The organism is Tepidamorphus sp. 3E244, from assembly GCF_046159835.1.
Lineage (GTDB): Bacteria > Pseudomonadota > Alphaproteobacteria > Rhizobiales > Tepidamorphaceae > JACKJK01.
This window is the reverse complement of sequence record NZ_JBJXCY010000001.1, coordinates 1,441,809-1,454,881: the sequence shown is the minus strand read 5'-3', so window position 1 is coordinate 1,454,881 and position 13,073 is coordinate 1,441,809. Positions and strand designations below refer to the sequence as shown.

Genomic DNA, 13,073 nt, shown 5'->3' with positions numbered 1-13,073 from the left:
TCGGGTCAGCACTGGCCGCAGCAGATCTTCCGTGCGTTGCGCGCTGCCCGCCACAGGATCCATTGCCGCCGCCACTGCGGAACTGTCGCGACCTCGTTCAGCGGATCGCTGAGGGCGGCATGTGCCGCAAGGTAGTGGCGTACGAGCGCCGTCTGCAGGAAGGCCGGGGCGACCTTGGCCGGTATCTGGTCGAGATAGCGTCCCATTGCGGCGACGTGATCATCGGCCGCATCGTGGAAATCCTTCAGCACTGCGCGCACTTCAGGCGTCGTCTCGCGGGCCAATACATCCTCGCGGCAGACGCCGTGGGCGTTCAGCATGTCGAGCGGAATGTAGAGCTGCCCGTGGGCGATGTGCTTGGGCAGGTTGCACAGAACGCGGGCCATCGTACATGCGACGCCGCCGTGGCCTGCGATATCAGCGGTGTTCGGCGCTTCGCCATCGTTCAGGATGATCGCCGACATCTGCATGAGCGCGGAACTCGTCTCGCCGGCATAGCCGACGAAATCGCCAAGCGTCGGCATCGGATCGTCGTAAAGGTCGAAGATGCGCGCGTCGATCATGTCGACCAACGCCTTGGCCGGCAGCGAGAAGCGCGCCATCGTCTCGGTCAGCGCGTGGGCAATCGGATTGGAGGCGGCCTCGCTTGCGCGTTCACCGCGCACGACATCCATCCACCATTGCAGGCGGATTTCACCCGGCATCGGCTCGCTCACCTTGTCACGGACATTGGTGATCTCGGCTGAAAACGCGTGGAGCGCGTAAAGGTGCGGACGCTTTTCGGCTGGCGAGAACAGGATCGAGAGGAACCGGTCCTTGTCGTGCGCCCGAAGCTGGGCGCCACAGAACGCGTATGCTGCAGACAGATCGGACATGCCGCCTCAATCCACCGCCAGCAGCGCCGCGCCGACGCTGCGGTCTTCGGCGAGCAAGATGTTGTAGGTGCCGACGGCTGCGCCGGTGTCCATGAAATCAATTCCGATACCCATATCACGCAAATAGGCGCGCACCTCGGGTTCGACAAACGAAATGGACGCGCCGGTGCCGATCAGCAGGACTTCCGGCTTGTCGGCCTCGTCTTCGAGCAGACGGAAATCGTCCACACGGAAGTCTGTCCCATTCGCCGGGTTCCATTCGCTGATGCCGCCGGGAAGCGCGATGATCGAGCCACGATGCGACATGCCCGCGAAGCGAAAGCCGCCATTGCCGTAAGTGTCGATCTGCGCGCGCCCGGGAAAGTGCGCCGTTTTGTCCGCCACTGCTGTCTCCGGTTTTTCCGCACCTGGCCGGCGCGGCGCCGGCTCAGGTGGCCGCAGGTGCCTCCGCGGTATCGCTGTCCTTCTTGCCTGCATGGGGACGCAGGTTCAGGAAGATCAGGATGGGGGCCGCGATGAACGTCGAGGAGTAGGTCCCGATGATCACGCCCCAGATCATGGCGAAGGCAAATCCGCGTATGATCTCTCCGCCGAAGATATAGAGCGCGAGGAGCGCAAGTAGAGTCGTCAGGGAGGTATTTACCGTGCGCGACAGCATGTCGTTGATGGACAGGTCGATCACGTCGGCAATCGACATCTTCTTGTAGCGGCGCAGGTTGTCGCGGATGCGGTCGTAGACCACCACCGTATCGTTCAGCGAATAGCCGACGATGGTCAGAACGGCGGCGATGGACGACAGGTTGAATTCGTATCGGATCGCCGCGAACAGTCCCAGCGTGAGGATTACGTCGTGCGTGGTCGATATGACCGCGCCGATGGCGTATTGCCATTCGAACCGGAACCAGATGTAGATCAGGATCGCGATCAGGGCTGCAATGACGGCGATGATGCCGCTTTCGACCAATTCTCCGGATACCTGCGGGCCGACGATTTCCACGCGCCGGTATTCGACCTGGTCGCCGAGCGCCCCCTTCACCTTCTCGATGACGGCCTGCTGGGCCAGCTCGCCGCCTTCCTGCTCCTGAACGCGGATCAGCACATCGTTGGGTGCACCGAATTCCTGGATCTGAACGTCACCGAGACCGAGATCGCCGAGGATCTCGCGCATCGCGCTGATATTGGCCGGACCGTCCTTGGTCTGGACCTCGATCAGCGTGCCGCCGCGAAAATCGATGCCGAAGTTCAGCCCGAGCACGGCGACGATGCCGAGCGACAGGATCGTGGTGGCGACAGCGAATGCAAAGCTGATCGTCCGCCATTTCATGAACGTGAAGTAGGTCTTGTCGGGAACCAGTCGCAAGCCGCGCATGTGTATCCGTTCCGTTGTTCGTGTTCAGGCTGGCGTCAGATCGGCAGCTTGGTGGGCCGGCGCCATTTCAGCCAGGACGAGACGATCAGGCGGTTCAGCGTGAAGGCGCTGAAGACCGACGTCAGGATGCCGATGGCCAGCGTCACGGCGAAGCCGCGAACCGGGCCGGACCCGAGATTGAAGAGGATGAGCGCAACAATGAGCGTCGTGATGTTGGCATCGAGGATCGTGCCGAGCGCCATGCGATAACCGGAATCGATTGAGGATATCGCCGATCGTCCGGCGTTTATCTCCTCGCGGATGCGCTCGTAGATTAACACGTTGGCATCCACCGCCATGCCGATGGTCAGCGCGATACCGGCGATGCCCGGCAGGGTCAGCGTGGCCTGCAGCAGCGTCAGCGCACCCAGCAGCATCATCACGTTGATGGCCAGCGCGATGTTGGCGAAGATGCCGAAGAGGCCGTAGGCCACCAGCATGAAGCCCAGCACCAGCAGCGCGCCGATGATGGCAGCCGTCTCGCCGGCAATGATGTTGTCACTGCCAAGGCCCGGACCGACCGTGCGCTCTTCGAGGATGGTCAGCGGCGCGGGAAGCGCGCCGGCGCGCAGCAGGATGGCGAGGTCGTTGGCGCCCTCGACGGTGAAGCTGCCGGAAATCTGGCCCGTGCCGCCGAGGATCGGCTCGCGAATGACGGGCGCGGAAATGACCTGCTCGTCGAGCACGATGGCAAACGGGCGTCCGACGTTCTGCTGCGTCACCGCACCGAACTTGCGGGCACCGGAGGTGTTGAAGCGGAAGGTGACGATCGGCTCGTTTGTGCGCTGGTCGAAACCGGGCTGCGCATCGACGAGGTCTTCACCCGCCACCATCACGCGTTTCTGGATCACGTAGGGCTGCGGCGGGTCATCGGTCGAGTAGAGAACTTCCGATTCCGCCGGCGGGCGCGTCTCGATGGCCTGCTGGGCCGGCATGGACAGGTCGACAAGGCGGAAGGCCAGCTTCGCCGTGGTGCCGATCAGATCCTTCAGGCGGGCCGGGTCTTCAAGGCCGGGCACCTGCACGAGAATGCGGTCAGTGCCCTGACGCTGGATCAGCGGTTCGGTCGTGCCGAGTTCGTCGATACGGCGGCGCACGATCTCGATGGACTGGTCGACGGCGGAACTGATGCGCTGCTGCAGCCCCTGCTCGCTCAGGGTCAGCAGGAACACGTCCGGCTCGTTGAACGACACCTCGACCTCGGTGATCTGACCGCCGCCGAACAGCGAACCGGAAACCGGCACCGCCAACGCGTTCAGCGCCGTGCGGGCCTTTTCACGATCAGCCACGTCGCGCAGGCGAACCTGCACGGCCTGCCCCTGGATGCCGAGGCCAGTATAACCGATGCGATCGTCGCGCAGAGCCTGCCGAACATCGTCACGCAGCGTGTCGAGCCGTTCCGACACGACCACGTCCGTCTCGACACCCAGCAACAGGTGAGAGCCACCCTGGAGGTCGAGGCCGAGCACGATCTCCCGCTGGAAGGACTCGGGGAGCGAATCCACCACCCTCTGCGGAAGGAAGTTGGGGATCGTCAGCAAGATGCCCAGCAGCGAAACCGCGAGAATGAGCAGGATTTTCCAGCGCGCGAAATAAAGCATGGCCCGGTGATCGAACTTTCAAAAGAGGACCGGACGGGGCCGGTCGCCTGTTCCTGGGGTAAGTGCCGTCGAAGCTGAAGCTCAGCTGCGATCCTTGACCGGCTCGCTCTTGGAGCGGACTTCGGCGATGGTCGAGCGCAGGACGGTCACAACCGTGTCGCGCGCGATCTCGAGCTGCACATCGTCGTCGTTCACCTTGTTGATCTTGCCGATCAGGCCACCGGAGGTCACGACGCTGTCGCCGCGGCGCAGGTTGGCGATCAGCTCCTTGTGTTCCTTCATCCGCTTCTGCTGCGGGCGCAGAATGAGGAAGTAGATGATCACGAAGATCATCAGGAACGGGAGAATCTGGAAGAGGAAGTCGCCGCCTCCAAACGCGCCGCTCTGCGCAAAGGCCGGGGTAATGAACATTACACGTCTCTTTCGTTCTTCAGCATGGCGCAGCGTCTCGTGGTCGACGCGAAGCTGGCGATGCCAACTCTTCGCTGCGCGCTGCACGCGGGATTTGCGACACAGATCGGCTCTCGCCAGTCACTGGTCAAGACCGCGCGGACTATACAAATGCGGCGTGGCATTGCAATCACACCGTCACACTTCGTGATTGCGACTTTGAAGTCTCTGCGCACCACGTGCTAGCAAGCCTCGCCGCGCTGGCGGCACCCCGCAAAAACATTTCAGGTAAGCCCGCCCCCATGACGACCTCGACACCGACCGATCAAGACGCCCTTCTGTCCCGCCTCGACCGCATCACCGAAGCGCTGGAGCGCGCCTACCCGCCGCAGCCCCAGCCGACCGACATGGGCGTCGCGGACGCCTTCGTATGGTCGGCCAGTGAAGGCGTGCTGAAGCCGGTGCAGAATGTGAACCGCGTCGCCATCGACCTGCTCAAGGGCGTCGACCGGGCCAAGGACCTGCTGTTTGACAACACGTTGCGCTTCGCGCGCGGGTTTTCCGCCAACAACGCCCTGCTTTGGGGCGCGCGGGGCATGGGCAAGAGCTCGCTCGTGAAGGCCTGCCATGCGGCCATCAACGCGGAAGCCGCAAGCCACGGTATCGAGCCGGGCAGCCTCAAGCTGATCGAGATCCACCGCGAGGACATCGACAGCCTGCCGCTCCTCCTCTCGCGCCTTCGTGATGCGGAGGAACGGTTCCTGATCTTTTGCGATGACCTGTCGTTCGACGGTGACGACACGTCCTACAAGTCCTTGAAGGCAGCGCTTGAAGGTGGCCTTGAGGGACGCCCGACCAACGTCCTGTTCTATGCGACGTCAAACCGCAGGCACCTGCTGCCGCGCGACATGATGGAGAACGAGCGTTCAACCGCCATCAATCCCAGCGAAGCGGTCGAGGAAAAGGTGTCGCTGTCGGACAGGTTCGGCCTGTGGCTTGGCTTCCACAAGTGCAGCCAGGACGAATATCTGGAGATGGTGGACGCCTATGCCGAGCGTTTCGGCCTGAAGGTCGGCCGCGACGAATTGCACCGCGATGCGCTGGAATGGTCGACGACGCGTGGAGCACGTTCGGGGCGTGTGGCCTGGCAGTTCATCCAGGACGTCGCCGGACGACTCGAAGTTCGCCTTTGATGCGTCTTCGAGCCGCCCGCGCCGTCACCCGCGCTGGAGGTCAGAGTGCGCGGTATTCCCCCTCGTGCCCCGTCCTGGGCCCCTACAGGGCGGACAGGTAGCGCAGCGGATCGACAGGCTTCGATCCCTTGCGCAATTCAAAGTGCAGCTGCGGTGACTTGACCTTGCCAGTCTGCCCCGCCGTGGCGATGATCTGGCCACGGGTGACCTTGTCGCCGCGGTTTACCCGCAGGTCGCGGTTGTGTGCGTAGGCTGTCACCCAGTTGTCGCTGTGGCGCACCAGCACGAGGTTGCCGAGACCTTCCAGCTCCGAGCCGGAGTAGATCACGACGCCATTCTCGGCGGCGCGGACAGATGTGCCTTCTGGCACGGCGATGTTGATGCCTTCGTTTACGGAACCGGAGTTCGGCTCGCCAAAGCCGCTGATGACGCGGCCACGGGCCGGCCAGCGGAAGCCTTCGTTGATTGCCTGCGGCGCGGGGATCGAAGCCGTGTTGACGGGTTCGTCAGCCGATGCGGCAGACGGTTCCGGCTCGGGCTGCGGCCCTGCTGGTGCGGAAGCCTGACGAACCGGTGCCGGGTCGCTGCTGCGCGAAACGGCGGGCTGCGCCTGGGTGTTGATGACGGCAGCCGTCGAGCCTGCATTCGGGATCGAGAGCGACTGGCCGACACGGATCTGGGACGGTGACGTGATGCCGTTCTGTGCCTGCAGCGCTTCGATGCTGACGCCGTAGCGGCGCGAGATCGAATACAGCGTCTCGCCGGACTGAACCGTGTGGCTGCCGGAGGCCGAGCTGCGCTGGACAGCCGGCGTGGACTTTGGCGCGGAATAGGTTGAGGTCGCAACCGGAGACGCAGCACGCGGGGTCGGCGTTGTGATGATGGGCGGTGAAGCGCGGCTTGCAGCCGGCTGCGGCCCGGTCACCCAGCCAGAGCGGGTGGCCGAGTACTGCGGGATCGTCAGCTGCTGGCCGACGCGGACAGAACGCGCATCGGTGATGCCGTTGGCCTGCATGATCGCATCGACCGGCACGCCGTAGCGACGCGAAATGGAATAGAGCGTCTCACTGGGCTCGACCGTGACAACCGTGCCGCCAGCCGGCGAAGCCGAAGGTCCGGGGCGCGTGGAAGACACTGTCGAAGGCGAACCGTCATAACCGCCTGGCGCACTGCCATATGGCGAGTTCTGCGGCGGCGGTGTGTAGGTCTGCTGGCTGTAGACGGGGGCGGATGCATCATCCGAACCGTACGAGCCAGGGCGGCTGGATGGATAGGACTGCGAGGGATAGGTCTGGGATGGGTAGTTGCCCGGCGCCGCAATCGGTGCCTGCTGTATCCCACCGCCGGTCGGGGCAGCCTGACCGTCGGGCGAAACACCGCCGTAGCCCACACCCTCACGCGGGGTGATGGAGCCTGTGTAGTCGTTGGAGGAGGTAAACATCGGCTGGCTGAAGCGGGTCGTGTCCGTGCTGCACGCGGCAACCGTCAATGCCAGCATGGACACCGCCGTCAACCGGATGGAACAACGGACAGCACTTTCCGAGATAACGCTACGCATCGGTACACTCACACTTGAAACGCCAAAAATTACGTGAGTTGAGTTAACCTCATTGGCGTAAACAAGGGTTTAAGGCACCGACTAAATCTGTCTCGACCTGCCCTTCACCAGTGGCGCGATGCGTATTTCGCCAAGCTGTTCGCGCGTGGTTGCACCATCCTTGCGGCTGACACGTGTCAGTTGCTGTGAGCGTCCAATCGGCCCCAGCGGCAGAACCAGCGATCCGCCTTCAGCCAACTGGTCGACCAGATGCTCGGGCACCGCCTCGCACGATCCGCCGACGATGATGCGGTCGAACGGGGCGTATTCCGACAGACCGAGAAAACCGTCCGCGTGGGCGAGGATCACGTTCTGCGCATCAATCTGGAGGAGACGTTCGGTGGCCTGGTCGACGAGGCGCCGGTAGCGCTCGACCGAATAGACATTGGACGCGATCCGCGACAGCACGGCGGTCAGGTAGCCGCTGCCGGTCCCCACTTCGAGCACGCGGTGGTCGGGCTGGATGCGGGCTGCCACCGCAAGCTGTGCGGCCTCCTGCACGCTGGACGCCGTCTGCCCGCACGCAATCGGGATGAGCCGGTCGGCGTAGGCAATGGACGCAAAACGGCGCGGCAGGAAGAGGTCACGCGGGACCTGCTCGATGGCTGCCAGCAACCGGACATCGGAATAGCCCTGCCCGCGCAGCCGCATGACGAGTTCGGCGCGCGCAACATGACTGTTGTGCGATGGGCCGGCCTCGATCTGCGCCTCAGTTGCCATGGGTTCGTTGCTGCCCCGCCCCGCGCGGCATTGTCTAGAAGTGGTCTGCCAGCCGCGACAGCAGGTCTTCGTCGGTCATGTCGAGTTTCAGCGGCGTCACCGAAATATAGCCGTTGTAGATCGCATGCAGGTCGGTTTCGGTCGCCGGGTTGGACCGGTGACGCGAGAATCCGAGCCAGAAATACGGGTTGCCGCGCCCGTCCTTGCGCGCATCGATATGCATGAGCGCCTGGTCGCGCCGCCCCTGGCGGGTCACCTGCACGCCCTCCACCTCGTCCGGCAGGCGGTCGGGGAAGTTGATGTTGATGACCCCGTCGCGCGGCAGGTCCATCTCCAGGCACTTGGAGATCGTCTTCGCGCCGTGCGCCTCGGCGCAGGCATAGTCGATCGAGCGGCCTTCCGCGAAACCGTAGGCCTGGCTCAGCGCCATGGCCCGGTGGCCGAGGATCGCGCCTTCGAAGGCACCGGCGATTGTGCCGGAATACTTGATGTCCTCGGCAATGTTCTGGCCACGGTTGACGCCCGACAGCACCAGGTCCGGCGCGGTATCGAGGATGTGCTTCACGCCCATGATGACGCAGTCGGTCGGCGTTCCCTTCACCGCGAAATGTCGGTCGCCGACCTCGCGCAGCCGCATCGGGTCATTGAGCGAGAGCGAATGCGACACGCCGCTCTGGTCGAATTCCGGCGCCACGACCCAGACATCATCGGAGAGATCGCGCGCAATCTTTTCCAGCGACTTCAGGCCAGGTGCGTGAATGCCGTCGTCATTGGTGATGAGGATGCGCATATATTCTCTTCGCTTTCAGGTCAGGTTGCCGCGGTGATGCTCTTCAGCCCGCCCATGTAGGGCTGCAGCGCATCTGGAATGGTGATCGAACCGTCGGCGTTCTGGTAGTTTTCCAGAACTGCGACGAGCGTGCGGCCGACAGCAAGCCCGGAACCGTTCAACGTATGGACAAAGGCCGGCTTCTTGGCGTCCTTCGGGCGGTAGCGCGCATTCATGCGGCGAGCCTGGAAATCTCCGCAGACCGAGCAGCTTGAAATCTCGCGGTATGCGTCCTGCCCGGGCAGCCATACTTCGATGTCATAGGTCTTGCGCGCGCCGAAGCCCATGTCGCCGGTGCACAACGTCACGACGCGGTAGTGCAGCCCGAGGCCCTTGAGGATGCCTTCGGCGCATTCGCGCATCCGCTCCAGTTCATCGAGCGATTCCTCCGGCCGAGTCACCGAGACGAGTTCGACCTTGGAAAACTGGTGCTGGCGGATCATGCCGCGCGTGTCGCGACCCGCAGCACCGGCCTCAAGCCTGAAGCACGGCGTATAGGCGGTGTAGCGGCGCGGCAGCGTCTCGTCCTCGATGATGGATTCGCGCACCAGGTTGGTCAGCGGCACTTCGGCGGTCGGGATCAGCCAGCGGCCATCCTCGGTGCGGAACTGGTCGTCGGCAAATTTCGGCAATTGGCCGGTGCCGTACATCACCTCGTCGCGCACCATCAGCGGCGGGTTAACTTCCGTGTAGCCGTTGGTCTGTGTGTGCGTGTCCAGCATGTACTGCGCGATCGAACGCTCAAGCCGCGCCAATGCGCCTTTCAGGACCACGAACCGCGCGCCGGACAACTTCGTCGCGGTATCGAAGTCCATCAGGCCGAGCGCTTCGCCCAGCTCGAAATGCTGCTTCGGCTCGAAATCGAGCGCAGGCTTCTCGCCGGACTTATGCAGTTCGACATTGTCGTTTTCGTCGGCACCTTCCGGCACGCCGTCGAGCGGCAGGTTCGGGATCGCGGCAACCAGCGCCTCCATCTCCGCCTCAAGGGTTCGTTCGTCTTCCTCGCCCTGCTGGATGGCCGACTTGAGCTGCGAAACCTCCCCCATCAGTTCGGATGCACGCGATTCGTCACCGGATTGCTTGGCCTGCCCGATAAGCTTAGAGGCGGCGTTGCGCTTTTCCTGCATCGCCTGAAGCTCCGCGATACGGGCGCGACGCTTCTCGTCCAGTGCCAGCACGGCGGCGGATTGGGGTTCCGCCCCACGAGCTTTCAGCTTTTCATCAAAAGCTTCAGGGTTTTCGCGTATCCAATTGATATCGTGCATCTATCCACCACTGATGAATGGGAGAACGCTACGCGGGAAACACGCGCGCAAAGCGCGACACCGCACCCGGCACCTGCGGTCGGACCTGCCTCAGGCCTTCTCGGCCTTGGCTGCTTCGCGCTCGCGGCGCTTCTCGACCTGCCGAACTGCCAGGATGGAAGCTTCGTAGAGAAGCAGTGTGGGCAGCGCAAGCCCGGTCTGGCTGAACAGATCCGGCGGCGTGAGGATGGCGGCGGCGGCGAAGGTCGCGACGACGGCGTAGCGCCGTCCGTTACGCAGCGTATCGGAGGTGAGCACCCCTGCCCGCGCCAGCAGCGTGAGGATCACCGGCAGCTGGAAGCAAATGCCGAACGCCAGGATCATCGTCATCGTCAGGCCAAGGTACTCGCTGACCCGCGGCAGCAGCGTGATCGAGGCAAGGCCTTCCGCGCCCGTCTGCTCCATGCCAGCGAAAAAGGTGAGCGCCAGCGGCATGACGATGAAGAAGACGATGGACGCGCCCAACACGAACAGAAGGGGGGTCGCAATCAGGTACGGCACGAAGGCGGAGCGCTCGTGGCGGTACAGGCCCGGCGCAACGAAACGATAAAGCTGCGTGGCAATGATCGGGAACGCGATGAAGAACCCGCCGAACACGCTCAACTTGAGCTGCGTGATAAAGAATTCCTGCGGTGCGGTGTAGATCAGTTCCAGCTCGCGCCGGTCGCCCACGGCCCACTCATACGGGAACAGCAGCAGGTTGAAGATCTCGGTCGCGACGAAGAAACACGCGACGGAGCACACCAGAAGCGCACCCATCGCCCACATCAGGCGCTGGCGGAGCTCGATGAGGTGCTCGACGAGAGGCGCCTTGGAGGATTCGATGTCCTCGTCGTCCGTGTCCGATTTGCTCAAGGCCGGATCGCTTTCTTGTCAGTTCAGCTCTTGGCGCCGCTCGCCGGCGTTTTCGCCGTGGAGGTGCGCTTGGGCTTGCTGGTCGTCTTCGTCGCCTTGGCAGCAGGTTTGGCGGCGGCAGGCTTCTTCGTCGCAGCAGGCTTTTTCGCCGCGGGCTTCGATGCCGCCGGCTTTGCCGCTGCCGCCTTTGTTCCGGTCGTTGTGGCGGGCTTCTTGTCGGCCGCGCTCGCCGAAACCTTGGCCTTGGAAGAGGTCGCAACCGCCGTGGTACCGGCAGCGCCGGCAGCATTCGGCGTCGCGGAGCCGGTCGTGGCACTGGCAGCGGGCTTGGGCGGGGTCGACTTCTGGTTGGCCATGCTTGGCGTCTCGATGGCCGACTTCACCTCGTTCCCGGTCTTTGTCAGGCTGTCGAAGCCCTGCTTCATCGGGTTCTTCGGGATCGCGCTCTTGGCGCTGTCGATGCTCGACTTGATATCGTCGAGCTCGGCTTCCTTCAGCGCGTCATTGAACTGGCGCTTGAATTCACCACTCATCTGCTTGAGCTTGCCAACGATCTGGCCAATCGAGCGCAACATGCGCGGCAACTCGCGCGGCCCGACCACAAGGATCGCGACCACGGCGAGCACCACCATTTCCGTCCAGCCGATATCGAACATGCGCCTTCCATGACGCAGCGCGGCGAGTTTCACTCAGTGCGCGCTGCTGTCCCCGGTTTCGCGAACCTGCAAGTGCCTTAGCTGACCTTCGTCTTGGCCTTGGCCGGCTTCACGGTTTCGGTCGGCTGATGGTCGATCGTCTTGGATTCGGCAGGCACGTCAGCAGTCGCGTCATCGTCGTCCGACATGCCCTGCTTGAAGCTTTTGATGCCCTTCGCGACATCGCCCATCAGCTCGGAAATCTTGCCGCGGCCGAACAGCAGCACGAGCAAGACGACGACAAGCAGAATTTGAAACCAACTCGGCATCATGACCGGGTACTCCCTGGAAACTGGAAAAATCGTTGTGGGCGAAGATATAGGGCGCAACGCATTGTCGCAACACACCTTCATGCCCATTCATTCGTCTGATTAACGCTGAAATTTCAGGCGGGAAATACCAGCACGTCCTGCGGGTTGGCCCGTATCCGGATGTCACCACCCACCGCCAGATCGCCGACGTTTCGCGCCCTTGCGGTCAGCGTCTGGTCGAGTCCTTCCAAGGCAAGTTCAAGGATATCCACCTCTCCGAGAAAGCGGCGGGCCAGAACGCGCCCGACGACGCTGGGCACTGTTCCGATGGTCTCGGCGTCACCCACCGGCTCGATGCCCTGCTGTCGGATGCAGACCGTGACCCGCTGCCCCTCCTCCAGCCCCGGCGCGGCAAACCGTCCCACCGGCGTATCGACCATCCCATCATGGATGGTTCCGGCAAGTTCGTTCACCTCCGAAAAGAAGCGCGCAGCGTAGATGTCGTTGGGCTGATTGTAGAGCTCGAGCGCCGTGCCGATCTGGACAATTCGCCCCTCGCGCATGAGCACGATCCGGTCGGCCATGCGCATGGCCTCTTCGGGGTCGTGCGTCACCAGCATCGCGGTCGCGCGCGTCTCGCGCATCACCGACAGCGTGTCGTCACGCACCGAATCCCGAAGCCGCTTGTCGAGGCCGGAGAACGGCTCGTCCATCAGCAACACGCTCGGGCGCGGCACGATGGCGCGCGCCAGCGCAACGCGCTGCTGCTCGCCACCCGAAAGCGCATGGGGATATTGCCGGGCATACGAATCGAGACCGACGCGCGACAGCGCATTCATCGCCTCGCGTTCGCCGTCGGCGCGCGACAGTTCGCGCAGGCCGAACATGACGTTCTTGAGGATCGTCAGGTGGGGAAACAGCGCGTAGTCCTGAAACATCAGGCCGACGCCACGCTTTTCAGGCGGCACAGTCAGCTTGGTCGAGGAGACGTCGCGCCGGTTGATGCGGATCGCGCCGGCTGTGACCGCGTCGAGACCGGCCGTCAGCCGCAGCAAGGTCGATTTCCCGCAACCGGAGGGACCGAGCAGGCAGATCACCTCGCCAGGCGCGATGTCGAGATCGACCCCGCGCAGCGAGGGCACGGCACCGTAGGCATGGCACACACCGGCAAAGGAAACCTCCGCCGCGATGCTTGCGCCGGCACGCGTGCGTGCCTTTGCCCGGCCAGCCGGTTCCGGGGGGCGTTCTTTCGTCGCTGCTGGGGTCATACGCAAACCTGGCTACCTGAAACGCTCTTGCACCGAGGCAATCGCGCCTGACGCCGCCAAATGCAAGGAAAAGCTTGAGGGCTGGCG

Annotated in this window: 14 protein-coding genes; 1 reads left to right on the top strand and 13 read right to left on the bottom strand. The window is 63.5% G+C overall.

Annotated elements, in window-relative coordinates:
- Positions 1 to 5 precede the first annotated feature (5 nt).
- The 5 genes from ACKTEK_RS06850 to yajC all read right to left on the bottom strand — a co-directional run bounded on the left by ACKTEK_RS06850 (position 6) and on the right by yajC (position 4,295).
- Positions 6 to 875 carry a phytoene/squalene synthase family protein gene (locus ACKTEK_RS06850; protein ID WP_409164486.1) on the bottom strand — a complete coding sequence of 290 codons (870 nt, stop codon included), beginning with the start codon at positions 873 to 875 and terminating at the stop codon, positions 6 to 8.
- A 6-nt stretch (positions 876 to 881) separates the two neighbouring features.
- On the bottom strand, positions 882 to 1,259 hold the full coding sequence (locus ACKTEK_RS06845) for an Mth938-like domain-containing protein (protein ID WP_409164485.1): 378 nt from the start codon (positions 1,257 to 1,259) through the stop codon (positions 882 to 884).
- Between the two features lie 43 nt (positions 1,260 to 1,302).
- On the bottom strand, positions 1,303 to 2,244 hold the full coding sequence (gene secF / locus ACKTEK_RS06840) for a protein translocase subunit SecF (RefSeq protein ID WP_409164484.1): 942 nt from the start codon (positions 2,242 to 2,244) through the stop codon (positions 1,303 to 1,305).
- Positions 2,245 to 2,279: 35 nt separating this feature from the next.
- Complete coding sequence (gene secD, locus ACKTEK_RS06835) at positions 2,280 to 3,884, bottom strand: protein translocase subunit SecD (protein ID WP_409164483.1); 1,605 nt, start codon at positions 3,882 to 3,884, stop codon at positions 2,280 to 2,282.
- 81 nt (positions 3,885 to 3,965) lie between these two features.
- Entirely contained in the window at positions 3,966 to 4,295 is a 330-nt protein-coding gene (gene yajC, locus ACKTEK_RS06830; protein ID WP_409164482.1) for a preprotein translocase subunit YajC, read from the bottom strand.
- 281 nt (positions 4,296 to 4,576) lie between these two features.
- On the opposite strand from yajC, the gene ACKTEK_RS06825 reads away from it, so the two are divergent.
- Positions 4,577 to 5,467: an ATP-binding protein gene (locus tag ACKTEK_RS06825; RefSeq protein ID WP_409164481.1), complete on the top strand. Its 891-nt coding sequence runs from the start codon at positions 4,577 to 4,579 to the stop codon at positions 5,465 to 5,467.
- A gap of 82 nt (positions 5,468 to 5,549) precedes the next feature.
- On the opposite strand, the gene ACKTEK_RS06820 is transcribed toward ACKTEK_RS06825, so the two are convergent.
- The 8 genes from ACKTEK_RS06820 to ACKTEK_RS06785 all read right to left on the bottom strand — a co-directional run bounded on the left by ACKTEK_RS06820 (position 5,550) and on the right by ACKTEK_RS06785 (position 12,986).
- A complete protein-coding gene (locus ACKTEK_RS06820; RefSeq protein WP_409164480.1) occupies positions 5,550 to 6,965 on the bottom strand; it encodes a LysM peptidoglycan-binding domain-containing protein in 1,416 nt (471 codons plus the stop codon).
- Positions 6,966 to 7,106: 141 nt separating this feature from the next.
- On the bottom strand, positions 7,107 to 7,784 hold the full coding sequence (locus tag ACKTEK_RS06815; protein ID WP_409164479.1) for a protein-L-isoaspartate(D-aspartate) O-methyltransferase: 678 nt from the start codon (positions 7,782 to 7,784) through the stop codon (positions 7,107 to 7,109).
- A 34-nt stretch (positions 7,785 to 7,818) separates the two neighbouring features.
- Positions 7,819 to 8,574 (bottom strand): 5'/3'-nucleotidase SurE, encoded by a 756-nt coding sequence (gene surE, locus ACKTEK_RS06810; RefSeq protein WP_409164478.1) that lies wholly within the window; start codon positions 8,572 to 8,574, stop codon positions 7,819 to 7,821.
- Positions 8,575 to 8,594: 20 nt separating this feature from the next.
- Positions 8,595 to 9,878: a serine--tRNA ligase gene (gene serS / locus ACKTEK_RS06805; RefSeq protein WP_409164477.1), complete on the bottom strand. Its 1,284-nt coding sequence runs from the start codon at positions 9,876 to 9,878 to the stop codon at positions 8,595 to 8,597.
- Positions 9,879 to 9,968: 90 nt separating this feature from the next.
- A complete protein-coding gene (tatC, locus tag ACKTEK_RS06800; RefSeq protein ID WP_409164476.1) occupies positions 9,969 to 10,772 on the bottom strand; it encodes a twin-arginine translocase subunit TatC in 804 nt (267 codons plus the stop codon).
- A 23-nt stretch (positions 10,773 to 10,795) separates the two neighbouring features.
- A complete protein-coding gene (gene tatB / locus ACKTEK_RS06795; protein WP_409164475.1) occupies positions 10,796 to 11,428 on the bottom strand; it encodes a Sec-independent protein translocase protein TatB in 633 nt (210 codons plus the stop codon).
- Positions 11,429 to 11,505: 77 nt separating this feature from the next.
- Positions 11,506 to 11,826 (bottom strand): twin-arginine translocase TatA/TatE family subunit, encoded by a 321-nt coding sequence (locus ACKTEK_RS06790; protein WP_409164474.1) that lies wholly within the window; start codon positions 11,824 to 11,826, stop codon positions 11,506 to 11,508.
- Between the two features lie 26 nt (positions 11,827 to 11,852).
- Positions 11,853 to 12,986 (bottom strand): ABC transporter ATP-binding protein, encoded by a 1,134-nt coding sequence (locus tag ACKTEK_RS06785; RefSeq protein WP_409164473.1) that lies wholly within the window; start codon positions 12,984 to 12,986, stop codon positions 11,853 to 11,855.
- Positions 12,987 to 13,073 lie beyond the last annotated feature (87 nt).

Excerpts from the sequence above, each read along its gene's own strand:
- ACKTEK_RS06850 (WP_409164486.1), bottom strand. The coding sequence starts at position 875 with ATGTCCGATCTGTCTGCAGCATACGCGTTCTGTGGCGCCCAGCTTCGG.
- secF (WP_409164484.1), bottom strand. The coding sequence starts at position 2,244 with ATGCGCGGCTTGCGACTGGTTCCCGACAAGACCTACTTCACGTTCATG.
- secD (WP_409164483.1), bottom strand. The coding sequence starts at position 3,884 with ATGCTTTATTTCGCGCGCTGGAAAATCCTGCTCATTCTCGCGGTTTCG.
- yajC (WP_409164482.1), bottom strand. The coding sequence starts at position 4,295 with ATGTTCATTACCCCGGCCTTTGCGCAGAGCGGCGCGTTTGGAGGCGGC.
- ACKTEK_RS06825 (WP_409164481.1), top strand. The coding sequence starts at position 4,577 with ATGACGACCTCGACACCGACCGATCAAGACGCCCTTCTGTCCCGCCTC.
- ACKTEK_RS06820 (WP_409164480.1), bottom strand. The coding sequence starts at position 6,965 with ATGCTGGCATTGACGGTTGCCGCGTGCAGCACGGACACGACCCGCTTC.
- ACKTEK_RS06815 (WP_409164479.1), bottom strand. The coding sequence starts at position 7,784 with ATGGCAACTGAGGCGCAGATCGAGGCCGGCCCATCGCACAACAGTCAT.
- surE (WP_409164478.1), bottom strand. The coding sequence starts at position 8,574 with ATGCGCATCCTCATCACCAATGACGACGGCATTCACGCACCTGGCCTG.
- serS (WP_409164477.1), bottom strand. The coding sequence starts at position 9,878 with ATGCACGATATCAATTGGATACGCGAAAACCCTGAAGCTTTTGATGAA.
- tatB (WP_409164475.1), bottom strand. The coding sequence starts at position 11,428 with ATGTTCGATATCGGCTGGACGGAAATGGTGGTGCTCGCCGTGGTCGCG.
- ACKTEK_RS06790 (WP_409164474.1), bottom strand. The coding sequence starts at position 11,826 with ATGGGCATGAAGGTGTGTTGCGACAATGCGTTGCGCCCTATATCTTCG.
- ACKTEK_RS06785 (WP_409164473.1), bottom strand. The coding sequence starts at position 12,986 with ATGACCCCAGCAGCGACGAAAGAACGCCCCCCGGAACCGGCTGGCCGG.